The following is a 23,246-nucleotide window of genomic DNA, read 5'->3' on the forward strand; positions in this document are numbered from 1 at the left end:
TTCGCGTTCGGCAGCCATTCCGATCGTCTCGCCCCTGTGGATCCTGAAGGGTCCTACGCCCTCGGCCAGGGCAGGAATTGGCGACCTCGTCGGCCAGTGATCAATGACCGGTTCCCAGTGGAAGGCCTGGTTGAAACTCGTGGACCACCTGGATCGCGCCGACGATGTGGGCGTTGAAGTCATCCAGTTCTTCGGCCGGAACCCAGAGCTCGAGGATCGTCCGCCCGCCGGCCTGTTGGATGGGGTACCGGCTCAAGAACTCCGACTCGACCTGAAAACGAGTCACGAAACCTGCGCCATCGTGCTTGACGTTCCAGTCCCGAGCGATTCTGACCGCGTAGTCCTCGTTGAGGACGGGGTAGAAGATCGGCTGTTCGGGCAGCCGAGGCGGCCAAGCACGCCAGTTCAGTTCCCGAACCAGATCCAGTTCCTTGGGACCGGTGGGGCGCCACAGCGTCGTCGTTGCCTGCTGGCTGGTCATTTGAGTCACTCTCTGAACGTGGCCCGCGGCTACGGGTGGGCGGCGAGGCCCCTGCAATGGGCCGAGACCGGTGTCTACCTCACCCTTGCCATGGGGCTCAGTGCCCTGTGTGTCTGGTGGACACGGGAGCGTCGGAGCTGAAGCACGGGACGAGCGCTGCTGCTCGCGGTGAACGAGGGCCAACCTTGTCGCCCGAGCAGGTGCTTGTTGCGCTCCTGCTGGTGAGCTTCTGTGGCTTCGCCGGTGAATCGCGAGGTGCCGGTGGTCGGACGAGCGCTGAGCGGAACCGCCCGCGCCCGGTACGACAGCAGGGTCCGCAACGCGCGCCGCGTTCCGGACCCTGCCCTGTGGTGCTGCAGCGCGGCTGTGGTCAGCGCTGTGCGGTGTCGTCGCCCGCCTGCCCGGCTTCGTCGTCAGCTGCGCCTGCCTTCTCGCGCATCTTGCGCACCAGCTCCGCCTTACGGTCGGCGGCACCCTGGCGGTCGAGGTTGCGGTGCGGACCATTGTTCTGCCGCTCGGCGCGGGACAGCCTCTTACGCTGGCCGCCGCCCATGCCCACGGGGTTGTTGATGTTCTTGCTCACGGTCACGGGTTCTCCCGGAATGATGTGAAGTGATCTACGGATTCATCTTGGGGACGGGCCCGGCGGCGTCGCTGGACGCCAGCAGCAGCCCGTCACGCGCTCACTCGTAAATCGGCGTCTGGAAGAACATGCCCAAGACGTTACCCGGTTCCGTCAGCCCCGCGCACCAGTCTCTCGCACGCCCGGCTTCGGCCGGGCCGATGGCAGCCTCCGGAGTCCGCCGCTTCCTTCCCCGCGCGGGAAGCTCAGCACATCTGTACCGCCGACATCGCTTGTCGCCTCCACGGCACAGTGAGGGCATACGGCCTGGTGAACGCCAGAAAATTCTACCAGGACGGATTTCAGCGGGCCTGAGCTTCAACCGCGAGCAGGTCGAAGACGGTGGCTAGGTGGTAGCCCGGCCGCGGTATCAGGCAGCAGATTCCTGGGCAGCACCTGGGTGGACGGCGAGCGCAAGCTCGTCGCCGTCACTCAGAGCGATCGTCTGCGTTCTCGTGAGGCTGCCCACCACGACCGCCACGCGGTGCGAAGATGCGTTCGTGGTGACAGATGCCGAGTGGACTCGGATTCGAAGCGGGCTGCGCTTTGGGCAGGTTTTTGAAGGCACCGTCGTGAAGGTTCCCCGGCCCGGTGCGATCGGGATTTTCGTGGACATCGGCCTGAGCGTCGGGGGCTTCGTCGACGTCCTGTTACTTCCGGAACAAAGCGATGGCTGGCCGGCGGAGGGAACAGTTGCGGATTTCGAGATCTGGTGGGCGGGAAGCAGCCACCAAATCCGGCTGAAGCCGTCTGATTCTCGGTATCTTCGGGGCGACTTCGCAGACTTCGTTGCACGCTTCCGCCCCAATTGGTCATCCGAGGTGGGTCAGCGCGTTCTTGATCCCGGCCCCGGCTCTCGATGGGGTGGGGCCATCGATACGACCTGATGGGTACGGTGCGGGCATGGTGAATTTCGTGCTGGTTGCAGGTGCCGGCTCGGGGCGTGGGCGTGGGACGAGGTGGTGCGCATCTACACGCGGCCGGCCACAGCGCTTGGCCGCTGACGCTGTCCGGTCTCGCTGACAAGCGGGGCGTGCCGGCGAGGCAGCAGACCCACGTCCAGGGCATCGTTGCCGAGGTCGAACGCCGGGATTTGCGGGACGTCGTCCTGGTCGGTCACAGCTACTCGGGCATCCCGGTCGGTCAGGCCGCGGAGCAGCTCGGTGAACGGCTGGATCGCGTGGTTTTCGTCGGCTCCAGTGTTCCGACTGACGGCGAGTCGTTTGTCTCCGCCCGGCCGGACGGCGGGGCAGGCGTGAAGGCATCGATCGCCGGGAATGAAGGGTTCTGGCCACTCGTGCCCGCAGCTCACTTCGACGGCGAGGGTCTCACCGATGAGCAGATCGCACGCCTCATGCATGGCTCTACGCCGCGCCCTGGCGCAACGCTGACCGAGCCTGCCCTGCCGGCGCGGCCGCTCGGTGAACTTCCCGCGACGTACATAAGGACCGGTGCCCCGTGAGCCGGTTGGTGTCGCCCGCGACTGACTGGCGCCGGCGGTAGTCGACCGAGGCTAATGCGGGAGGCCAGCCGCTTCGGGAGCCTCGCATCGTGCGGTTGTGCCCTGGGCGGCTCGGTCGGAGATCGTGCAGCGGGTGCCGCGCCTGCGCTGGAGGCGTGGTTGCTACGGGACGCGTACGCCATCACCGGTTCGGTGCCCGGACGGCCGCCGCCGGCGAGGTCGTGACTCCGCCGACGGCGGCCTTCGTGTCGGATGCCCCTCCCCTGCCTGGCAGTCGTCACCGCCGAGCCGACTGAGCGCGAACCGCTACTTGGAGTGTGCGCTCCGCCCCTCACACAGCCCCGTCTGGACGGCGGCTTCCATGTCGTCGTCCTGCGCGTCCGTTCCACCCGGGTCGACGTTCGTCATGACCGTTGCCTGCCTGCCGTCGGCTGTGGCGCCGCCGGCTGTCTGGTAGCCGAAGATGTCGCCGCCGTGGCCCCAGTAGAGGCCGCCGCCGCAGGGCAGCGTCCGGCTCTCCAGGCCCAGGCCGTACGCCCGGCCGTCGTCACCGCCGGTCGAGCGGGTCTTCATCATTTCCTTGAGCTGGGCCGGGTGCAGCAGCTTGCCTCGGACGAGGGCGTCCAGGAAGCGGTTGAGGTCGGTGCCGCTGGAGATCATCTCGCCGGACGCGCTCGCGATGGAGGGGTTGAACGCGGTGATGTCCATGAGCGGCGCGTCCTCGCCCGGACGGGCGTACCCGCGCGGGTGCGGTCCGGGGATCGACGTGTCATCGCCGGGCACGGAAGTGTCGTGCAGGCCGAGCGGCTCGATGACGCGCCGACGGATCTCCTCGCCGTACGGGTGTCCGGTCACCACCTCGATGAGCATGCCCGCCAGCAGGTAGTTGGTGTTGGAGTAGTTCCACACGAAGCCGGGCTTCTCACCGGGCTCCTCGGCGGTCGGCGGGTGGGCGAGCGCCAGCTTCACCAGGTCGCGGGTGTCGTGGTGGGCCAGCGGATTCTCGAGGATGTCCTGCGGGTTGAGGTAGTCGAGGTAGTCCGGCAGGCCGCTGGTGTGCTGGAGGAGCATGCGGACCGTGATCGTCCGGCCGTCGTTCCCGTGGCCGCGGACGACGCCGGGGAGGTAGCGCTCCACCGGAGCGTCGAGATCGACACGGCGCTCTCCCACCAGCTGGAGCACGACCGTGGCCACGAAGGGCTTGGTCATGCTGCCGATCCGGAATCTGCTGTCGCCGCGCACCGACGCCTGGCTGTCCACGTCCGCGACACCGCTGGTCAGTACCGAGCTGCCGCGTCTGTCCCGCGTCGCGACGAGTGCTCCGGGCGCGCCGTCTTCGGTGGTCAACCGGTGCATGATCGCACGCAGCTGAGCATTGTCGGCAGTGTGGGTGGACTGTGCGGTCGTCGTGTTGGCCGTGGTCGCCGCGGTGGCAGCGCTACCCGGCAGGCTTCCTCCCGTCACAGTAACTGCCACGGCCAGCGTGAGTGCCCCACCCAGTGCGCGCTTGTACTTGATCACGTGTCCATCCTCCGTCGTCGTAGCAAGTCCGTTGCTGCGGAGGGCCCTTCACCCGTCGCCCTCATGTCGCACGCTTACGATGCCGGAGCGGTGCCGGCCGATGCGATGGGGCGATCATCCGAAACGGCGGGGGGATAACCCCCTTTATGGATCGCTGACTTGAGTCTGCGCCGTCTTGACGTGGCTGGTCAGGGCATTGGAGGGACACTGCGCGGTGCTGATGATGGGCAGCAGAGTTCCCTGTCAGTGGTCGGTGGTGGGTTGCCTCCCTGGATGGCCTGCCGCCCGGAGCGCGGGGTGGCCGAGGCCAGGAGTCGGGTCCCCGCGCGCGTGGGTCACCAGTTCGGTGTGGACGGGGTCCCGTGCTGTGACGGCGAGCCCGGGACGGGCGAGGATCTGCGTCGGTTCCAGGTCAGTCGTCCCTGCGCAGTGGCGGATCCGGAATATCGTCCGGGCGGCCGTGTACGCCGGCCCCGCAGCGGGGCGGCAAACGGCTCCGGGCGTTCTCCCATGCCCGCCGCCGGCGCGATCAGCGCCCTGGCAGCGTCCGCATGCGCCCCGATCACTGACGGCACGCGACCAACGGGGCCGCCGGCCTCCTGTCCGTCAGCTGTCGCGCTGACCCGCTTCGTCACGCGGTCACGAAGCTTCCTCTTTCGTGGGTCCGTCGAAGTGGACGGTGCCGTTCTCGTCGAGGTGTGGGTGGAGGGTTTCGGGGGCCTGGGTGTTGGTGTCGGAAGGCCGTGGGCCTTCGGGCCCGTCGGGGCCCCAGCGCAGCAGGCGGCGGGTGCGGACGATCCGGGAGACGGTGCCGTGGGCTTCGATCTGGTTGAGCCGGCCCGCGCGGAGCCGGTCTGCGGCCTCGGCGAATTCCGCCAGCGCCTCAGCCACGTCGGCGGGTCCCTCGGGGGCGGCGGTGTGAGCGTCGACGTCTCGCGCGGCATCGTGCGAGATGAGGCCGCGCAGGCGTGGTTCGAACCAGATAAGGGAGTAGTGCAGTGTGGTGCGGGCGGCCTGGGCGGTGGTGTGCAGGGCGCTGCCCGGCGTCCAGCGCCCGCTGTCGGTCCGTTCCACGATCTGGAAGGCCGCCGGCATGAGCAGGACATCGGGGTGGGTCTCCACGGCCCGAGCGGAGTCGTGCAGCACCGAGTCGGGGAACCTGCTTCCGGTGTAGACGAGGGAGCGCAGGGACAGCCTCTCGGCCGCCTGGACGGGGGAAAGCGGTGCGTCCGGGTCCAGGACCAGGGCCTCGTCAACCCTCGGGCGCCGGGCGCCGACGCTCCAGTCGGGGGTGAGGGGCTCGGGGTCGGTCGGCCTCGGCGTTTCGATGTCGCCGTGGGCGTCCATGCCCGCGTACTCCTCAGCTCTCACCACGCGGTAGCGGGTGTCGAGCACGGTGAGGTCGTCGACGCGTTCGCGCTCCAGCCGGGCGACCGCCGCGAGCAGCGCCCGCCGTTCCGCCTTGTCCTTGGCGTCGTCCTTCGCCCGGAACCAGAGCTGCGAGTTCAGCGCGTCCCGGGCCTGCTGCGGGCAGCCGTGGGTGACCGCGACGACCACGCGCCATCGGCGCCCCTCCCCCTCGCTCTGCGCGGCCACCCCGAACAGCGGCCCTCGTACGGCCAAGGTGCTGCGCAGCGCCGCGTCCAGAGCATCGGCCTCCATCGCGGCCTCCACCGGTTCCACCGGAACCCTCACCACCACTGGCCGCTCGGCCGGCTTCGCACCTTCTTCGCTCATGTCTTCATCCTGACGGCAACGGCGCACCCGCGTCCTGGATTCACCAGCTCGGTCGAGCGCGTGGATGCTTGTTGCATTTTCTGTCGACCGGGCGGGGGCACGGGGGTACGGCGATTCCCTGGCGGTCACATATGCCCCGGCGTCGGCCACGACCTTGCTCCTGGGCCCGAGCGTGGGTACGGGCTTCGCGAAGTGACGTGCTGCTCGACGTGCCGGACTGCCCGAAGTGCCGGACAGGTGCCGCCGCCGAGCGTGAAGGTGTCCGAGTCCGGTCGCCCGATCCCCCGTGCCACAATGCCGCGCATGAACGATTCGGCCACGACGGCCATGGCGCGGCTGGTGCGTCGGCGATGGCGCGACCGGGAGGCACCCGACGGGGACTTGATCGTGTTTGCCGACGGCTCCCTCACCGTGATGGATCTGCTGTGCATGCAGCGGCCCGACCGGCCCGATGACCCGCAGGCCGAGAGCTGGCACTGGGCCGAGGTCTTGCGTGCCACGCAGTGGAGTACCGACAGCTGGGTGGAGGTCGGCTCCGTCCTCGCCACGCAGACCCACGACGGAAGCCGCGCCTGGGCCGGAGAGTCCGCCAGCCACGGGTCCATCGGCTGGGTCGCACTGACCAGGGACGACGACGAGAGCACCCTTCAATGGCTCGCCGTCTCCGCTCGGTCCAACCCGTTCCACGAAGTCAGCCTGGACCGCACCGCGCTGACCGCGCGCAGCACCTCCGGCCGGGTCTGGGCCTTCCCCCGGCACGCGCCCCAGAAGGTGCGGATCACCGACGATCCGGCCTGTCCGGGCCGCCGCCACTGAGCGCACCGCCTCGTGCAGCCCCGTTCGCTCGGACCGCAGTCCACGAGGATCGCGATCACGCCGGGCCGGGCCGAGGTGCCTCGTAGCACTGCTCTCTCTCGCACGCCGCGACGTTCCCGCCACGAAACGGCACAAGCATGACGCTACGGAGCCGTCGGGCCGGCCCTCTCGTCGGCAACGGGAGAGACCATCCTTGGTGAGATAGGTACGGTGGCGGCGGTCCCCGGCCGGCTCACGTAGCGGGGTGGGCGGCCAGGAACTCGGGCAGCGTCTCCTCGGTGAGCGGGTAGTAGTCGGACAGCCGGGCCCCCTCGTCGAGGCGGCGCCGCGCGAACTCCTCCCGGTCCTGATGCCGCAGCGAGTCCTCGGCCAGGGGCACGGCGCTGTGCTGCGGCACCACGACAGCCCCGTCCTCGTCGGCCACGATCAGGTCGCCGGGGGCCACCAGGACGCCGCCGACCCCCACCGGGACGTTGAACGCGGACGGGAAGAGCTCGGTCTGCGAGGCGTAGTGCGGGGTGACACCCGTGCACCAGATGGGGACGCCCAGCGCGCGTACCCGGGCGGCGTCGCGGATCCGTCCGTCCACGACGATCCCCGCACCGCCCTTCAGCTTGAAGTAGCGCACCAGCATGTCGCCCAGGCAGCCGGTGTAGTGGCTGCCCTGGGCCGACACCACGAGCACGTCGCCGGGGCGGATCGATTCGAGCACCTTCCACAGCGCCGTCTCGCGCTCGGCGTCCTCCTGCTCCGCGCCGTTGAAGACGTCCTCGCGCCGCGGCAGGAACTGGAGGGTGACGGCACCTCCGGTGATCTGTACGTCGGGCTCACGGTGCAGGGGCACCGGGCCGTCGATGAAGGTCCTTGTGATGCCCATCTGGTGGAGCTTCGCGCAGGCGGTGGCCGCGCTGACCTCGCCGAGGGCCTCCACCATGCGTTCAGTGGGCCGCACGTACTGCGAGGTGTGGATCGGTGCCCGCATCGACGCGTACGTCCGGATCTCCTCTGCCGACGGTGCTCCGTGATCCCGGGTCGAGTTCATTCTCTTGCCTCCGTACACAGCGCCAGTGACATCATCGCCTATCGATGGTAGATAACAGTTAATCGATTAGCGCTGTCAATGTGTCAGGAGTTTTTTCGTGACCACCACGTCACCTGGCTGGTTCGAAGCCGATCGCTTCGGGCTCTTTGTCCACTTCGGTCTGTACAGCCTGGCGGCACGTCATGAATGGGTGCTCAGCCGGGAGTTGATGGACCAGAAGCAGTACGACCGCTACCTGGACCGCTTCGATCCGGATCTCTTCGACGCGCGGGCGCTCGCACGTGCCGCCAAGGACGCGGGCATGCGGTACGCGGTGCTCACGGCCAAGCACCATGACGGATTCTGCCTCTTCGGCTCGGAGTTGACCGACTACACCTCGGTGCGGGTGAACGGACGCGACCTGGTGCGGGAGTTCGTGACGGCGATGCGGGAGGAGGGGATCCGCGTGGGGCTGTACTACTCGCTGCTGGACTGGCATCACCCCGGCTTCACCGTGGACGAGCACCATCCGCTGCGCGGCACCGATGCCGAGGACGAGCCGCGGGACATGGATGCCTATCGCGCTTATCTGCATGGCCAGGTACGGGAGTTGCTGACCGGATACGGACAGATCGATCTGCTCTTCTTCGACTTCACGTACCCCTCGAAGACGGCCGAGGACTGGGGCGCGCGGGAGCTGATGGCCACGGTCCGCGCGCTGCAGCCCGGCATCCTGGTCAATGACCGGCTCGGGATACCCGGCGACTACGTGACCCCGGAGCAGTACCAGCCCGAGCGGCCGCTGGAGCGGAACGGCGCGCCGGTGCGGTGGGAGGCCTGCCACACGCTGAACGGTTCGTGGGGGTACGACCGTGACAACCACGACTACAAGGATCCCGCCCTGCTGGTGCGGATGCTGGTGCAGTCGGTGGCCTGCGGCGGGAACCTCCTGCTGAACGTCGGACCGACCGGCCGGGGCGCCCTCGACCCGCGCGCCCGGGAGACCCTGGCGGCGATCGGTTCCTGGACGGCACCGCACTCGCGCTCCGTGCACGGCGCGGGGCCGAGCGGTCTGACCGCCCCGGCGAACGCCCTGTACACCCGGCGCGGCCGTCATCTGTATTTGCATCTGCTCGCCTGGCCCCTCAGACACGTGCATCTGCCGGGACTGGCGGGCCGGGTCCGGTACGCGCAGTTTCTGCACGACGGCTCGGAGATCGGCTTCCACGAGGTGGACGGCGCCGGGCACGAGCACACCAATATGACGCCGCCGGGCGAGCCGGCGGGCACCCTGACCCTGACCCTGCCGACGGCCCGGCCCGACGTCCTGCTTCCGGTGATCGAGCTGGAGCTGGCGGAGGATCCGGACGCCTCCGGAACCGGGGAGGCGTAGGCACGTGACGACGGGAATCCTGGGGGCGTCGTTCCGGTCGGCGCTGGGCCCCGAGCTGGCACGGCTGCTGGCAGATCCGGCGGGCCGGGTCGGCGTACCGGACGTGACGTGCCGGGAGGTCTGGGACGCGGTGCCGCTCCCCGTGCGCGAGCGGCTGACCGCCGAAGCGCGGGCCGAGCTGGCACGCCCCGAGCCTCGGCTGACCGCGGGGGACTGGGCGCGGGCGGCACGTGACGGGGACCGGGGCGCGTACGAGGACCGGGCCTGGGAGCTGCAGGAGCGGGTATCCCGGCTGGTCCTGGCGGCCGTGCTGAGCGGCGAGGTGGCCGACGCGACCGCTGCCGGCGAGGTGTGCCCGCATCTGGACGCCGCGGTGGACGGACTCGTGCGGTTCGCGGAGGCGAGCACCTGGTGCTGGGCCCCGCACGACCGGTTCACGGCGGCGCGCGGCGAGGTGGTGCCCGATGCGGACGAGCCGTACCTGGATCTGGGGGCGGCCGAGGTGGCGGCGCTGTTCGCGTGGGCGGACCATGTGCTGGGGCCGCATCTGGAGCGTCGGGCGCCCGGACTTCGCCGGCGGCTGCGGCGGGAAGTGGACCGGCGGGTCCTCGTCCCCTTCGAGCAGGTGCGGGACTGGCGGTGGATCGGCGCCGACGGAGGCGCCAACAACTGGAATCCGTGGATTCACAGTGCGGTACTGGCGTGCGCGTTGCTGCTGTGCGATGACGACGTGCGGCGGGCCCGGCTGGTGCGTCTCGTGGTCGGGGGTCTCGACCACTACATAGCCGCTCTGCCGGACGACGGGGGCGTGGACGAGGGCATCGCGTACTGGTGGGCGGGGGCCTGCCGGGTCCTGGAGGTTCTCGATCTCCTCGCCGGGGTCGGCGGCCCCGCCCTCGACGCCCGTGAGCTGCCGCTCCTGGGCGAGTTGTTGCGCTACCCGCAGCGGATGCATCTGGGCGGGAGCTGGTACGTGAACGTGGGCGACGCGCCGCCTCGGCTGTCCGGTGACCGGCCCTGGCACGTGCCGTACCGGTGGGGTGCGCGTCTCGGCCTTCCGGAGACCTCGGCGCACGCGGTGGCGGGGGCCAGGCAGGAGGGCGATCCCGCGCCGGCCAGGGCGGGTCTGGGCCGTGCGCTGACGGCGCTCGCCGACGCGCGGTGGTGCAGCGCGGTCACCGCGCGGGCCGCACCCGATGACGGCGCCCCGTGGCTGGCCGGGCAGGTGTGGCTGCCACGCCTGGAGATACTGGTGGCACGTCAGGAGGCTGTCTCCACGCGGGGTCTGACGGTTGCCGTGAAGGCGGGCCACAACGGCGAGCACCACAATCACCTCGACGTCGGTTCGTACTGGGTGGCGGTCGACGGCAGGCCTCTGGTCGTCGACGCGGGCCGCCCGCGGTACACGACGCAGACCTTCGGTCCCGACCGCTATGCCGCCTGGCCCTTCCAGAGCGCGTGGCACAACGTCCCCGAACCGGGTGACACGCAGTCCCCCGGGCGGGAGTTCACCGCCGGCGAGGTGACCGTGTGCCTCGACGGCGAGCGGAGCGGCCTGAGCGCGGAGTTGAGGGGCGCCTATCCGGCCGGTCCGCTGACCAGCTGGAAGCGGTCGGTGGACCTGGTGCGTCCGACCGGGGCGGCTGCTGCGTACATCGACGTCCAGGACAACTGGCGGGGGCGGCTCCCGTATGTGCGGCTCCGGCACCTGCTGTCCGGTCACGTCGAGTTGGGGGACGGCGTGGCGCGGGTGACGGCTGAGGGTTCGGGGGTCGTCATGCGGTGGGATCCGGCTCTCTGCGACGCCTCGGCCGAGCGCGTGGAACTCGACGACCCGCTGCTCAGCGCGAGTTGGGGAGGGTTTCTGACACGCCTCACCCTGACCGTCCGGGATCCGGGCAGCGCGGGAGGGGTCGCTGTGCGCTGGGAGGCGGCCGGCTGAACAACAGGTTGCGGCAACACTCTTGAACATTGTGGGATGCCAGCCATAGCATCAGCAATCGATAGACGATTAGCGAATGGCGACGGCGCCCGGATCCCGTACCAGCGGGATACGTGGCCGCCGGGCGCCCGCCGACGCCCGCCGGCCTTCCTGCCCGGCGTGACACGGCACCCCCACTCCACCGTGCACCACTTTCGACCCGCACTCACCGATCAGCAGTAGCTATCGATTATTCACGACTACGCAACGGAGCGTGTCCGATGAAAGCAGTCTGGCGCCGTGTCTGCGCCTTCGCCGCCGCTCCCCTGGTGATGGCTTCGGCCGTCGCCTGCGGCGGCGGTACCTCCGACGAGGGCGCGGGTGGCACCACCACCCTCCGCGTCATCGTGAACATCACGCCGAACCTGACGGAGAAGTACTGGAACGACCTCTTCGCCCGCTACGAGCGCACCCATCCCGAGGTGAAGGTCGATCTCGAGCTGACCGGCACGATCTCGGCGAACGCGAAGCTGACCCAGGACCTGGCGGCCGGCGACCCTCCGGACGTCGCCCAGCAGATCACCCCCACCGCCGAGACCGAGTCCCTCTTCGCCGATCTGTCGGACCAGCCGTGGACGGCCAGGACGCCGCTTGCCGACGAGTACGCACTCGGCGGCAAGCGTTACGTGGTGGGTGTCGGCGAGCAGATCCAGTCGCTCGTCTTCTACAACAAGCAGGCCTTCACCAAGGCCGGGATCGATGCGAGCGGGATCCGCACCCTGGACCAGTTCACCGCCGTGATGGGCAAGTTGAAGAAGGCCGGCTACGACCCGCTGCAGACGGCCGGGCAGTGGGTGACCGGCAGCCAGTTCTCCATGATGGCCGACGCCGGCGTGCTCACCGCCGAGCCGAAGTGGACGGCCCAGCGCATCGCGGGCAGGAACTCCTTCGCGGACAGCGGCTACGTCGACTACTTCGCGCAGTACAAGAAGTGGATCGACGCCGGATACCTGAAGAAGAGCGCACTCGGTCTCACCTACGCAGACGGACAGACGGCCTTCCTCAAGGGGAAGTCCGCCATGTACATCATGGGTTCGTACTTCGTACCGGCCGCGGACGCCGCCAAGAAGAGCGACGAGATCGGCGTCTTCAGCATGCCGACCGACGGCGCATACCCGTCCGGCCAGTTCGGCAACATCTCCAACCCGTACGTCGTGATCGACAAGTCGCGCCACAAGGCCGCGGCGACGGACCTGGTCAAGTGGGCCGTGACCGACCCGGAGGCGATCAAGAGCCAGCTGGCCGCCGACGGCAACCTGCGCGCCGGATTCAGCTACACGATGTCGAGCCTCGGCACCTCCGTACAGAAGGTCCTCGACAAGGCCCCGTCGGTGATCGTGAAGTCCGGCGCGAACCAGCCCATCGCCGGGTTCAGTGACGAGCTGAACAAGCAGGTCCAGTCCCTGTACACGGGCACCTCCCCCGAGGATGTCGCCGGCGGATTGGACAAGTGGTGGAACTCGCAGCGCTGAAGCGGCCGGGGCCGCTCACCGAGGCCGCCCCGCCCCCGCCCGCTCCCCCCTCGCAGGCGGGCCGGCGCAGCGCACGCGTGCGCGCGGCGGCGGTCTCGCTCGGCCTGATGGGGCCGGCCGTCCTGCTGTACACGGTGCTGACGGTCGTCCCGGTCGGTGTCGCGGTCTATCTCAGCCTCACCGACTGGGACGGCTTCTCCTCGGTCTCGTTCATCGGGCTGGACAACTACCGGCATCTGTTCGACGATCCCAGCTCCTCGCAGGCCTGGTACGTGACGGCGGTCATCGCCGTGTCCGGCACCGTGTTCATGGTCGGTCTCGGTCTGGTCTACGCCCTGATCCTCAAGGGCCGTTCGCGGTCCAACTCCTTCTTCCGGGCCGTGGGTTACTTCCCGCACGTGATCAGCGCGCTGGTTCTGGGCTATCTGTGGGCGGCCATCCTCGGCACCAACGGGGCCATCAACAACACCCTCGCCAAGTTCGACATCGAGCCGGTCGGCTTCCTGTTCGACGAGAAGATGGCGCTGATCTCCCTGATCGCCGTCATCGTGTGGGCCGGGTTCGGATTCAACGTGGTGCTGTTCGTCGCGGCCCTGCAGACGGTGCCCGCCGAGCTCCTGGAGGCGGCGGCCATCGACGGTGCGACGAAGCGGCAGACGAACCTGCGGATCGTCGTCCCCATGATCGCTCCGGTGGTGACCGTGGCGACCATCCTGAACCTGGTGGGCCTCATCCGTGCCTACGACATCATCGTCAGCCTCACCGGCGGCGGTCCGGCCGGCTCCACGCAGACGTTCACGTACCTCATTCTCGCCCGGTCCTTCGAGGGCACGAAAGTCGGCTACGCGACGTCCCAGGCGGTCTTTCTCATGATCGTGTCCGCCGTGCTCGCCCTCGTCGTGACGGCGCTGCGCAACCGCCAAGACCAAGCTGCGACAGGTTAGGAGCCACTGGTGGTCGTAATGGAGGCAAAGCCCCGCGAGACCAGGACGAGGCCACCGGCGGCCCCCGACGGGTTGCCGGGCCGCACAGACCAGGGTGAGGGCCGTTCGCCCCTGCGCTGGATCATGCTCGGCGGGCTGCTCGTCGTCATGATGGTGCCGGTGTACCTGCTCCTCGTGAACGCGTTCAAGTCGCAGCAGGACATCCTGGACAACCCGTTCGGCATCCCGCTCAGCGGGCTGACGCTCAAGCACCTGTCCGCCGCGGTGACCAGCCCGCAGTTCAACGTCATCGGGGGCTACGGCTTCACGCTCTTCCTCGTCGTGATGGTGGACGTGCTGTGCATCGTGCTCGCGGGCCCTGCGGCGTACGCGATCGCCCGCAGCCTGAAGCGGCGCACGCAACTGGTGATGCTGTACTTCCTGGCGGGGACGTTCATTCCGGGCGCCGCCGTGATCATCCCCGTGATCTACGTACTGCGGGAGATCGGCCTGGCGAACACGGTGACCGGTCTCGTGGCGCACGACGTCGCCTCGACGCTGCCCGTGAGCATCTTCCTGTTCGTCGGCTTCATCCGCACCATCCCGGTGGACATCGACCACGCGGCGACGATCGACGGCGCGGGCAGGTACCGGACGTTCTGGACCATCATCTTCCCGCTCATGCGGCCCGCGGTCGTCACCGTACTGATCCTCAACTCCATCGGGATCTGGAACGACTTCGTGAGCCCGCAGATCCTGCTCAGCCCGTCGTCCGGGCACTACACCGTGACCACGGCGATCTACGCGGGCATCAGCCAGTACTCGACGGACCTGACGAAGGTCTTCCCCAACCTGCTGCTCGCCATCGCCCCGGTGGTCATCTTCTTCATCTACATGCAGCGCCACATCATCAGCGGCCTCACCGTGGGCGCCGTGAAGGGCTGACCCGGCCGGGCACATCCCCCTCCCCCTGAAGGACCGAGAAGAGGACCCTGGAATGCAGATTCCCCCAGCAGCACCGGAACCACCGCTCCCGCCCACGCCGGGGAAGACACGCGGCTCGCGCCCCCGTACCCGACCGTGGCAGGCCGCCGCCGTGTTCGCGGCCCTGTGCATGGTCATGGCCGGCGCCCATCCGGCCGCGGCCCAGGACGGGCAGACGTACTACGTGGCGACGAACGGTCAGGACACAGCGGCCGGCACCTCGGCCTCCCCGTTCCGCCACATCCAGCGCTGCGCCGATCTGATGCAGCCGGGCGACACGTGCCTGATCACCTCGGGGACGTACGAGGAGACGGTCGTGCCCGCCCGCTCCGGCACGGCGCAGGCGCCCATCACCTACCGGGCCGCGCCCGGCGCGCAGGTGACGGTGAGCGGCGCGTCGCGGCTGACCGGCTGGGACGCCGTCACCGCTGCGGACGTCACCGCGATCGGGCAGAGCGATCCGTACGCGCCGGACTCGGACTTCGCCGACGCCGTCGCGGCCGGACACGTCTACGCCACGGACGCGGACCTCGGCAGCGACGTGAGCACGGTGCAGGTGTTCACCGACAAGGCGATGGACATCGAGGCCCAGTGGCCCTACCCGGGCCTGGACCCCATGGACCCCGTGCTCCAGTACGCGGGCGCCGGCAGCGCCGACGCCACGATCGCGGACCCGGCCCAGACCCGCCCGGCGGGCTACTGGACCGGCGCGCGGGCCCTCACCGGCTACTGGTACGTCTCCGCCACCGCCAAGGTGACCGGCTCGACGGCCGGCTCGGTGACCCTCGACGCGGCGCCGCCGTGCGTGCACAAGGTGGTGCCGCAGGAGACGCGGTACGCGCTCGCCGGGAAGATCGGCGAACTGGCCCACCCCGGAACGTGGTTCTACGACCCCACCGCCCATCGCCTGTACGTGTACAGCACCGACGACCCCGACACCCACACCGTGGAGGCCAAGCGCCGCACCCTGGGCTTCGACCTGACGAACACCAGCCACACCACGGTGACCGGCCTCGGCCTGTTCGCCACGACGGTCAAGACGGGCGCCACCACCACCGGCGTCACGCTCGACGGAATCAAGGGCACCTACCTGTCGCACTACACCGACATCACCCGGGGTGCGACCGACTGCGGCTCCACGGTGACGCGCGGCGTCGGTGACAGCGGCATCATCGTCGACGGCACCGGCAACAAGGTCGTCAACAGCGATCTGTCGCTGAGCGCGGGCAACGGCATCGCGCTGCGCGGACAGAACAACACGGCGACCGACAACGTCATCCACGACGTCGACTACATGGGCACCTACGCGGCCGGCATCGCCGTCCAGGGCAACAGCCAGACGGTGACCCACAACACGATCTCCCGGGTCGGACGCAGCGGGATCAACCTCCAGTGGAACAGCGTGGCGGGTCTCACCCCGGGCAAGGACGTCATCGCGTACAACGACATCTCGGCCTACGCCCGCCTGAGCCTGGACGTCGCCGCGGTCTACACCTGCTGCAGCGCGGACATGATGGGCACCTCCATCGACCACAACGTGCTGCACGACCCGGCGCCGAAGACGACCTCCTCCACGTTCGGCATCTCCGGCGTCTACGCGGACAACGGCCAGAGCGACCTCGTGATCGCGAACAACGTGGGCTGGGGCAACCGGGAGGGCACGGTGATGCTCAACGGCCTGGGCACCGGCTCGCACGACAACGGCGTCTACAACAACACGGGCGGCATGACGCTGTTCTACGTGAAGGGGCCCGGCCAGTCGACCGGGACGAAGATCTACAACAACATCGGGAAGATCGCCGGCATGGACGGCGCCACCGACGGCGGCCTCGTCATGTCGAACAACCTCCCGGCGGAGACCGACCCCCTCTTCGTCGACGCGAGTGCCCATGACTACCGCCTGGCCGCGGGCTCCCCGGCCAGGAACGCGGCGATCGCGCTGCCCGGCATCAACGACGGCTCCACCGACCCGGCGCCGAGCCTGGGCGCCTACCAGTACGGCGCCCCGAAGTGGACGGCGGGCGCGCGGCGCTGACGTTCGCCCGATCGAGGAGGGCTCGAGTGGGAGCCATGCTTCCGGCTCACACGTCGCCTCAGCGGCGAGCGCGCGTGCCGGACGACCGGCACCGACGCGGGGACCGGGCGCCAGTGGCGCAACGGTCTCAGTGCAGACAACAGCCGGAAGGCGGCACCCCGGCGGGGGTGCCGCCTTCCGGCACGTTCCGGTACCTGAACCAGGCGGACTCGATCCGCATCGCCGACAGGCTGCGGGAGCAGGCGTCGGTCCGCACGATCGCAGGCCGAGCTGGGCCGCCGCCCCTCCCGGCCGGCGTTGTCGGGACACCGCGAGACCCTCTGCGCGCATGATCGCCCCGTCCGCCAGCAGTAGCCCGTTCTGGCAGGTCCCGCCGCGTACCGGTGATCCCGTCGCCGCTAGGTGATCCCGGGCGAAGGCGCCCCGTGTTCCGGGTGACCAGGCAGCAGGAGCAGATCGAGCTGGAAGGTCAGGACACCTGGGTGGGTCGTGATGCCCAGGACGTAGCTGTCTTCCAGACGGACGAACGCGAACCCCGGAATGCCCTGAGCACCTCGTCGCCGTCGCGCCCGAGTCCATCGGCCGCCCACGCGAACGCCCGGCGGCGAAGCCCCCGCCGGCCGCCTGCGTCCACACCTCTGAACATCCGGCCCGAACGGGGCCGATCCGGGCACCGGACACGGCCACCGGGCCTAAGGTGATGGCATGGCAACGCCGGAATGGGAACACCTCACCCGAGCCCGCGCAGGCCGGCGCTTGAAGATCGCCGCACGGCACATCATCCGACGCCCCCTGCTCATCGCCGGCCTCGTCGGCGTGCTCATCCTGTTCAATCTGGTGAAGGACAGCTTTCCCCCGGCCTACGGGCTCGCAGCCCCGGCCGGAGCCGTTCTGGTCATGGGCAGTATGGGCCGCTACCGCACACCACCCCGGGACCGGGAACGCGGACACGGTTCACTTCCCGCCGACACCGACGGGAAGTGAAGCAAGACCCGCAAGCAGCGCCACACCACCAGCGTGTCGCAGCGACGACCGGGCCTTCCCGGTGCCCACAGCGTCAGTCGCGGGCGGCAGCCTTCCCGCGCGGCTTCTTCGTGGCGCGAGCGTCCGGAACCGGACCCCGGCCCGCCGCGTGGTCGGCGAACGCGACGGCCGCACCCTCGCCGTCCCCGTCACGCAGCAGACCGACCAGGCGGCCGTGCTCGTCGGCCATCGCGGACCAGTCGCCGGCGAACAGCGGGTCGGAAATGGCCCGCAAGGTGCGCAGGCTGGGCTCGATGACCTCCCACATCCGCTCCAGGAACGGATTTCCGGCGGCCTGGCTGACCAGTGTGTGGAACTCGATGTCGGCGTCCCTGAAGACACCCACGTCTTTGACGGTCACGGCTTTGCGCATCCGCTCGACCAGCGCGTCGAGTTCCGTCAGCTGATCCTTCGTGATGTGCTGCGCGGCCAGTTGCGCCGCGAGCCGTTCGAGCGGCTCGCGCACCTGGCGCGCGTATTCCGCGTCCTGTTCCGAGATTTCGACCACGAAATGCCCCCGGCGCGGCACGTGCATCAGCAGTCCCTCCCGGGCCAGCTGCTTCACGGCCTCCCGGACGGGGGCCTGGCTGACCCCGAGCCGCCGCGCGATCTCGGACTCGACCACGCGGTCGCCCGGGGCGAGGTCACCGTCGACGACTGCCTGCCGGAGCAGCTCGTACACCTGGTCGGAGATCAGGGCCTTTCGGAACCGGTCCTTGTTGGTGGCCAGTGTGGAGTCGAATCCCGCCGACGCGTTCGCTGCCATGAATTCCCATTCCTGCGTTGGGGGAGGCCAGTTGGGACACTATACGCGCTCATCGCCTATCGATGGAATGCGCGCGCCTTTCCCCACTGCTTCCCCAGCCATTCCAGTTTGACGACTTCGTGGGCGTGACCGCCGCCCTCATGATCATTGAACGGGTACGCCCGTATCTCCTTGTCGGCCTGATCCACATTCCGCAGCGCGCCGTAGTGGTTGAACGCGGCGTACACGGTGGAGGGCGGGCAGATGTGGTCCATGAGCCCCACCGAGAACAGGGTAGGGGCGTCCGGCCGGCGTGCGAGGCTCACCGCATCGAAATAGGCCAGAGTGCGACTGACGGTCGCCGCGTGTTCCCGGTGCGACTTCACGAACCGGGCGACCTCGTCGTACGGCGGCCTGTCGGTGAGTGTCGTGGCGCGCCCGAAGTGGCACAGGAACGGCACGTCGGGCATGGCTGCGACCAGGCCGGGGACCAGCCCCGCGGCCGCGAGCGCGATGCCGCCTCCCTGGCTGGTGCCGGTGACCACGACGCGGCCGGGGTCGACCTCCGGGTGGCTGCGGACGGCCGCGACGGCGCGTACGGCGTCGGTGTAGAGGCGGCGGTAGAAGTAACGGCGCGGGTCGAGCACACCGCGGGTGAGGAAGCCCGGTGCGGCGATGTCGCCGGAGGCGGGGTCCGCGTCGGGGGTCTCGGCGCCCTGGCCCCGGGTGTCCATGACGAAGTGCGCGTACCCGGCGTCCGCCCACAGCCGCTTCTCGTGCGGGGCGCCACGGCCGCTGTTGTAGCCGAGGTACTCCACGACTGCGGGCAGCGGTCCGCTACGGGTCACCGGCAACTGCAGCCAGCCGCGTACGGGATGCCCGCCGTATCCGGCGAAGGTGACGTCGAACGTGCCGATGGTGGCCAGACCGTTGTGCACGGGGGTCCAGGTGACGGCCAGGTCGTACGGGTCCTGCTGGTCGAGTGTCTCCTGCCAGAACGCGTCGAAGTCCGCGGGTTCGGGCAGCTCGGGTCGGTATTTCTCCAGGTCGTCGAGGGGCAGGTCGAAGTGAGCCATGTCGAAATCTCCGCGTCGGTCGGGCCGGCTGCGGGCCACTTTCATCGCCTATCGATCATCGAGAGAATCGAATCAGGGTGCCGTAAAGGCTGTCAACCGCGCAGCCGGTACACGCGCTCCGCGGTGGTCTGCGAGAGGTGGCGGGTCTGGGCGGGGGTGAGATGGCCGAGGCCCGTGCGGGCGGCGGCGAGCGAGTCGGCGCGGCTGCCGCGCGTCAGGCAGATGGGCCAGTCGGATCCCAGCAGACAGCGTTGCGGACCGAGCGTGTCCACCACATGCCGTACCAGGTGGGCCAGTTGACGTTCGGGCACACCGTGCTGCTGGGTGAGCAGGCCGGAGATCTTCACAACGACGTTGCCGACCCCGGCAGCCCGTTCGAGATCCGCGTACCACTCCCCCGGGTCACCGGCGGAAAGATGCGGCGGGTTGCCCAGGTGGTCGACGACCACCGCGAGTTCCGGGTGCTGTTCGGCCACCTCCGCAGCGGTTCGCAACGCGCCGCGGTACAGGTTCAGTTCGAGGGCCATTCCGGCATCGGCCAGCACCGGGACCAGGTTCCGGGCCGGCTCGGGAGTGCTCGCCCAGTCCTGGCCGCCGATGCGCATCGCGTTGGGCCGGGTGTCGCCGAACTCGTCCAGCAGTGCCCGGAACGCGCCGGGCCCGGCGCCGCCGTGGACATGGAGGTTGCCCACGTAGCCGGCGACCAGGTCGGGCCGCCCGAGGCGCAGTTCCCGCAGGGCGTACGTCTCCGCCGCGTCGCCTCGGGAGGCCTCCACGAGAATCGCGCCGGCCAGGCCGAGTTCGGCCCCGGACGCCTCCAGATCGGCTTCGGTGCAGGGCCGGTGCAGTGGCGTCCCGGGACGGATCCACGGGAACCCCTCGGCCGGGTCCCACACATGGACATGGCAGTCGATCACGATCGTCCTCCTCCTCGCATCGGCCGCGTCCGGCGTCTTGACACCTCGGCCGTGTGCCGGTGAGTCTAGCCATCGGCTATCGATGGGCGATTATCTGAGCCCGATGGTCCTGATGTCGTTTCGAGGGCGGGAGTCGTGGATGCGCGGGGTCGACAGGTCGAACGGGGCGCCGCCGGCACACGGACCGGTACTGCACGCGGTCCGGCCGGTGACCGAGGTTCCCCGGTGGGCGCTGCTCGAACGGGAGTTGTTCACCGCCCTGGACAAGGCGTGGCGGCTGTTCTCCGACCGCTACACCGAGGGCGACGGGCGGCTCGTCTTCCGGGACCGGCTCGGGGTCGGGCTCGACGGCCGGGACGGTGTGGACGACTTCTACGAGCCGTTCTTCAACTGGCCGACGCTGTACCTCCTCGGCGGCAGCGCCGACCTGCTGCCCGCGGCACGCCGGCACTGGCGCGGGGTGACCGCGCAGCTCACCGAGATGAACATGCTGGTCGACGGGTACGAGCGCGGCTACGACTGGTTCCACCAGGGCGAGGGCCTGCTGCTCTTCTACGGTCTGTGCCTGGCCGACCCGGCCGACCCCGAATTGCGCGAACTGGCCGCGCGGTTCGCCGACCTGTACCTCCCGGACGGACCGAACTACGACCCCGCCCACCGCATCGTGCGCGCCCCGCACAACGGCGCCGCGGGCCCGCGCTGGGGCTTCGCGGACGAGGACGCGTTCTTCCCGTGGAGCCTGGCGCTTCGCCCGTACGGCCTGCCGCTGGACGGCATCGAGGGTGTCACGCACTTCGACGACCTGGCCGCCGACCCGGAGCGGGCGCGCGCCTACGGCCGGACGATGTGGGAGCGGATGGGGCGCGGCGACACCCTCGTGAACCTGGCCGCCACCGGGCTGGCCACCCACGCGTCCCTGCTGACCGGGGACAGCCGCTACGCCGACTGGGTCGCCGCGTACACCGGCGCCTGGCAGGAGCGGCTGGCCGGGCGGGACGTGCTTCCCGACAACGTGGGGCTCGACGGGACCGTCGGCGGGCACCTGGAGGGGCGCTGGTACGGCGGCCACTACGGCTGGTCCTGGCCGCACGGCCTGTCCTCGGTGGCCTCCGGCGCCCTCGTCGGCGCCACCAACGCGACGTTCCTGACCGGCGAGCGCGGCTATCTGGACCTGGCCCGCAACCCGCTGGACGCGGTGCTGCGCCAGGCCGAGCAGCGCCGTCCGGAGGAGCGGGGGACGCTGGGTGAGCGCTGGAACCCGCATCTGCGGGCCATGACCGCCGAGCGGACCCTGATGGTGCCGCAGCGGCACAACGACTCCGGCTGGTTCGACCACACCGTCATGCCCACCCAGCTCCCCATGGCTCTCTGGCACTTCAGCCGCGAGGAGTCCGACCGGGAGCGGCTGGAGCTGCTGCGGGCGGGCTCCGGCTGGGACTGGTCGGCCGTGCACACGCAGCGCATCAAGGACGAGGCGGGACACGAGGAGCCCTGGTACGAGTTCCTGCACGGCCGCAATCCGGGCTTCCCCGAGCGGATGCTGAGCTCCGCCCTGGCGTCCAGCGCCGAGCGGGTCGCGGCGATCGAGAGCGATCCGCTGGATCCGGCCGTCGGTCCGGACGCCCTGGGCATCCACCACTGGCAGCACCTCAACCCCGTGGTCACGGAGGCGCTGCTCCAGCTGACGACCGGCTCGCCGCAGATCCTCTACAACGGCGGCCTCACCCATCTGCACCTGCGCTACCACGACGCCGTCGAGCGCCGTCCGGGCCTGCCGTCGGACACGGCCGCCCTGGTGACGGACATCCGGCCCGGGAACACGGTGGTCGAGCTGGTGAACACGGGCACGTCGGCGCGGTCGGTGCTCATGCAGGCGGGCGCCTTCGCCGAGCACCTGATCGAGACGGCGCGCGTGGACGAGGCGGCCCCGGTGCCGGTCGACGGGCCGTACTGCCGCGTCGAACTCCCGGCCGCGACTCGCGTCCGGCTGACCCTGACGATGTCCGTGCGCGGCGCCCGTGCGGCCTGCGCGTCCCCCTGGGAGACGGTGTGAGCGACACAGACAGCGTGAGCGGAACGTTCTTCACGGGCGACCGGAGTGCGACCCGGCTGTCCTTCGAACTGCCCCGGCTCGGCATCGGCACCGCACCGCTCGGCGGTCTGTTCACGGAGGTGAGCGAGGACGAGGCCGCGCGGACGCTGCGCGCGGCGGGCGACGCCGGGATCAGCTACTTCGACACCGCGCCCCGCTACGGCCACGGCCTCGCGGAGGCACGGCTCGGCCGGCTCCTCGGACCCGCCGGGGTACGCGAGCCGGTGATCTCGACCAAGACCGGATGGCTGCTGCGGCCCCGGCCCGACGGCTCCCCGGGCGAGGTCGTCCCCGACTGGTCGGAGCGCGGCATCCGCGCCTCCGTGGAGTCGAGCCTGACCCGGCTCGGCCGCTCCCACATCGACATCCTCTATCTGCACGACCCGGACGACTTCCCCGACGAGGTGCGTCGTACCGCGTACCCGGCGGTGCGGCGGCTGCGCGAGGAGGGGCTGGTGCGGGCCATCGGCTTCGGCATGAACCACAGCGCCCCGATGGCCGCCCACGTCGCGGAGTTCGACGTCGACGTGGTGCTGATCGCGGGCCGGTTCACCCTCCTCGACCACGAGGCGCTGGGCACGCTGCTGCCGCTGTGCGCCAGGACCGGCACCGCGGTGGTCGTGGGCGGCGTGTTCAACACGGGGCTGCTCGCCGACCCCTCCCCCGGCGCCATGTTCAACTACCGGCCGGTGCCCGAACAGGCCCTCGCGCGGGCGCGCCGCTGCCACGAGCTGTGCGCCGCCCACGGCGTTCCGCTGACGGCGGCCGCCGTGCAGTTCCCCGCCCTGCACCCGGCGGTCACCTCGGTCGTCCTGGGCTGCCGGTCCGCCGCCGAGGTCACAGCGAACGTGGCCGCCACGCGCTTCCCCGTACCCGGTGAGCTGTGGTGGAGTCTGGCCGATGAGGGCTTCGTACCGCCGGAGCTGGTCCCGTAGCAGCGGGACC

General features: G+C 69.9%; 19 protein-coding genes and 1 pseudogene. 12 read left to right on the forward strand and 8 right to left on the reverse strand.

The genetic code is table 11. The features are described 5' to 3' along the window. Positions 1-100: 100 nt before the first annotated feature. Positions 101-481: a hypothetical protein gene (locus EDD93_RS32860; RefSeq protein ID WP_123529590.1), complete on the reverse strand. Its 381-nt coding sequence runs from the start codon at positions 479-481 to the stop codon at positions 101-103. Between the two features lie 370 nt (positions 482-851). Further along, on the reverse strand, positions 852-1,070 hold the full coding sequence (locus EDD93_RS32865; protein WP_185092603.1) for a DUF6243 family protein: 219 nt from the start codon (positions 1,068-1,070) through the stop codon (positions 852-854). 533 nt (positions 1,071-1,603) lie between these two features. Here EDD93_RS32865 and EDD93_RS32870 point away from each other — a divergent pair. Both EDD93_RS32870 and EDD93_RS32875 read left to right on the forward strand, forming a co-directional pair. Beyond that, positions 1,604-1,990, forward strand: coding sequence for a hypothetical protein (locus EDD93_RS32870; RefSeq protein ID WP_123531514.1), 387 nt, complete (start codon positions 1,604-1,606; stop codon positions 1,988-1,990). 16 nt (positions 1,991-2,006) lie between these two features. After that, positions 2,007-2,550: pseudogene (locus EDD93_RS32875) on the forward strand (alpha/beta fold hydrolase); the annotation flags it as partial. A gap of 321 nt (positions 2,551-2,871) precedes the next feature. On the opposite strand, the gene EDD93_RS32880 reads toward EDD93_RS32875, so the two are convergent. Together EDD93_RS32880 and EDD93_RS32885 are read right to left on the reverse strand one after the other, a co-directional pair. Continuing rightward, positions 2,872-4,086: a serine hydrolase gene (locus EDD93_RS32880; protein WP_123529591.1), complete on the reverse strand. Its 1,215-nt coding sequence runs from the start codon at positions 4,084-4,086 to the stop codon at positions 2,872-2,874. A gap of 639 nt (positions 4,087-4,725) precedes the next feature. Beyond that, a complete protein-coding gene (locus tag EDD93_RS32885) occupies positions 4,726-5,823 on the reverse strand; it encodes a DUF5954 family protein (protein ID WP_185092604.1) in 1,098 nt (365 codons plus the stop codon). A gap of 303 nt (positions 5,824-6,126) precedes the next feature. Here EDD93_RS32885 and EDD93_RS32890 point away from each other — a divergent pair, with 303 nt between their 5' ends. Then, a complete protein-coding gene (locus tag EDD93_RS32890) occupies positions 6,127-6,639 on the forward strand; it encodes a hypothetical protein (protein WP_123531518.1) in 513 nt (170 codons plus the stop codon). Between the two features lie 232 nt (positions 6,640-6,871). Here EDD93_RS32890 and EDD93_RS32895 read toward each other — a convergent pair whose 3' ends face one another. Next, positions 6,872-7,681 (reverse strand): ribonuclease activity regulator RraA, encoded by an 810-nt coding sequence (locus EDD93_RS32895; RefSeq protein WP_185092605.1) that lies wholly within the window; start codon positions 7,679-7,681, stop codon positions 6,872-6,874. Between the two features lie 97 nt (positions 7,682-7,778). Here EDD93_RS32895 and EDD93_RS32900 point away from each other — a divergent pair, with 97 nt between their 5' ends. The 7 genes from EDD93_RS32900 to EDD93_RS32935 all read left to right on the forward strand — a co-directional run bounded on the left by EDD93_RS32900 (position 7,779) and on the right by EDD93_RS32935 (position 17,432). Further along, positions 7,779-9,053 carry an alpha-L-fucosidase gene (locus EDD93_RS32900; RefSeq protein ID WP_123529593.1) on the forward strand — a complete coding sequence of 425 codons (1,275 nt, stop codon included), beginning with the start codon at positions 7,779-7,781 and terminating at the stop codon, positions 9,051-9,053. A 4-nt stretch (positions 9,054-9,057) separates the two neighbouring features. Continuing rightward, complete coding sequence (locus tag EDD93_RS32905) at positions 9,058-10,995, forward strand: heparinase II/III family protein (RefSeq protein WP_221217373.1); 1,938 nt, start codon at positions 9,058-9,060, stop codon at positions 10,993-10,995. Positions 10,996-11,255: 260 nt separating this feature from the next. Continuing rightward, positions 11,256-12,506 carry an ABC transporter substrate-binding protein gene (locus tag EDD93_RS32910; protein WP_123529595.1) on the forward strand — a complete coding sequence of 417 codons (1,251 nt, stop codon included), beginning with the start codon at positions 11,256-11,258 and terminating at the stop codon, positions 12,504-12,506. After that, positions 12,485-13,450 (forward strand): carbohydrate ABC transporter permease, encoded by a 966-nt coding sequence (locus EDD93_RS32920; RefSeq protein ID WP_260256050.1) that lies wholly within the window; start codon positions 12,485-12,487, stop codon positions 13,448-13,450. The genes EDD93_RS32910 and EDD93_RS32920 overlap by 22 nt, the downstream gene beginning before the upstream one ends. Before the next feature lie 18 nt (positions 13,451-13,468). Further along, positions 13,469-14,374 (forward strand): carbohydrate ABC transporter permease, encoded by a 906-nt coding sequence (locus tag EDD93_RS32925; RefSeq protein ID WP_260256051.1) that lies wholly within the window; start codon positions 13,469-13,471, stop codon positions 14,372-14,374. Positions 14,375-14,426: 52 nt separating this feature from the next. Further along, the gene (locus EDD93_RS32930) at positions 14,427-16,448 is read left to right on the forward strand and encodes a right-handed parallel beta-helix repeat-containing protein (RefSeq protein WP_260256052.1); all 2,022 of its coding nucleotides are present in this window, start codon (positions 14,427-14,429) and stop codon (positions 16,446-16,448) included. 705 nt (positions 16,449-17,153) lie between these two features. Beyond that, complete coding sequence (locus EDD93_RS32935; RefSeq protein WP_260256053.1) at positions 17,154-17,432, forward strand: hypothetical protein; 279 nt, start codon at positions 17,154-17,156, stop codon at positions 17,430-17,432. A gap of 73 nt (positions 17,433-17,505) precedes the next feature. Here the strand turns inward: EDD93_RS32935 and EDD93_RS32940 are convergent, their stop codons facing one another. The 3 genes from EDD93_RS32940 to EDD93_RS32950 all read right to left on the reverse strand — a co-directional run bounded on the left by EDD93_RS32940 (position 17,506) and on the right by EDD93_RS32950 (position 20,209). Continuing rightward, positions 17,506-18,237, reverse strand: a complete 732-nt coding sequence (locus EDD93_RS32940; protein WP_123529599.1) for a GntR family transcriptional regulator — start codon at positions 18,235-18,237, stop codon at positions 17,506-17,508. Between the two features lie 56 nt (positions 18,238-18,293). Further along, on the reverse strand, positions 18,294-19,292 hold the full coding sequence (locus EDD93_RS32945; RefSeq protein ID WP_123529601.1) for an acetylxylan esterase: 999 nt from the start codon (positions 19,290-19,292) through the stop codon (positions 18,294-18,296). Positions 19,293-19,384: 92 nt separating this feature from the next. Then, positions 19,385-20,209 (reverse strand): amidohydrolase, encoded by an 825-nt coding sequence (locus EDD93_RS32950; RefSeq protein ID WP_185092606.1) that lies wholly within the window; start codon positions 20,207-20,209, stop codon positions 19,385-19,387. A 139-nt stretch (positions 20,210-20,348) separates the two neighbouring features. Between EDD93_RS32950 and EDD93_RS32955 the strand changes: the two genes are divergently transcribed. Both EDD93_RS32955 and EDD93_RS32960 read left to right on the forward strand, forming a co-directional pair. Further along, positions 20,349-22,262: a hypothetical protein gene (locus EDD93_RS32955; RefSeq protein ID WP_123529605.1), complete on the forward strand. Its 1,914-nt coding sequence runs from the start codon at positions 20,349-20,351 to the stop codon at positions 22,260-22,262. After that, a complete protein-coding gene (locus EDD93_RS32960) occupies positions 22,259-23,236 on the forward strand; it encodes an aldo/keto reductase (protein WP_260256054.1) in 978 nt (325 codons plus the stop codon). The genes EDD93_RS32955 and EDD93_RS32960 overlap by 4 nt, the downstream gene beginning before the upstream one ends. Positions 23,237-23,246: the final 10 nt, after the last annotated feature.

It is taken from the genome of Streptomyces sp. 840.1 (genome assembly GCF_003751445.1).
Lineage (GTDB): Bacteria > Actinomycetota > Actinomycetes > Streptomycetales > Streptomycetaceae > Streptomyces.

What these genes read in the sequence shown, in the direction of transcription:
- EDD93_RS32925 (WP_260256051.1), top strand. Translation starts at nt 13,469, where the DNA reads ATGGAGGCAAAGCCCCGCGAGACCAGGACGAGGCCACCGGCGGCCCCC.
- EDD93_RS32945 (WP_123529601.1), bottom strand. Translation starts at nt 19,292, where the DNA reads ATGGCTCACTTCGACCTGCCCCTCGACGACCTGGAGAAATACCGACCC.
- EDD93_RS32890 (WP_123531518.1), top strand. Translation starts at nt 6,127, where the DNA reads ATGAACGATTCGGCCACGACGGCCATGGCGCGGCTGGTGCGTCGGCGA.
- EDD93_RS32895 (WP_185092605.1), bottom strand. Translation starts at nt 7,681, where the DNA reads ATGAACTCGACCCGGGATCACGGAGCACCGTCGGCAGAGGAGATCCGG.
- EDD93_RS32910 (WP_123529595.1), top strand. Translation starts at nt 11,256, where the DNA reads ATGAAAGCAGTCTGGCGCCGTGTCTGCGCCTTCGCCGCCGCTCCCCTG.
- EDD93_RS32940 (WP_123529599.1), bottom strand. Translation starts at nt 18,237, where the DNA reads ATGGCAGCGAACGCGTCGGCGGGATTCGACTCCACACTGGCCACCAAC.
- EDD93_RS32955 (WP_123529605.1), top strand. Translation starts at nt 20,349, where the DNA reads ATGCGCGGGGTCGACAGGTCGAACGGGGCGCCGCCGGCACACGGACCG.
- EDD93_RS32885 (WP_185092604.1), bottom strand. Translation starts at nt 5,823, where the DNA reads ATGAGCGAAGAAGGTGCGAAGCCGGCCGAGCGGCCAGTGGTGGTGAGG.
- EDD93_RS32860 (WP_123529590.1), bottom strand. Translation starts at nt 481, where the DNA reads ATGACCAGCCAGCAGGCAACGACGACGCTGTGGCGCCCCACCGGTCCC.
- EDD93_RS32930 (WP_260256052.1), top strand. Translation starts at nt 14,427, where the DNA reads ATGCAGATTCCCCCAGCAGCACCGGAACCACCGCTCCCGCCCACGCCG.
- EDD93_RS32935 (WP_260256053.1), top strand. Translation starts at nt 17,154, where the DNA reads ATGGCAACGCCGGAATGGGAACACCTCACCCGAGCCCGCGCAGGCCGG.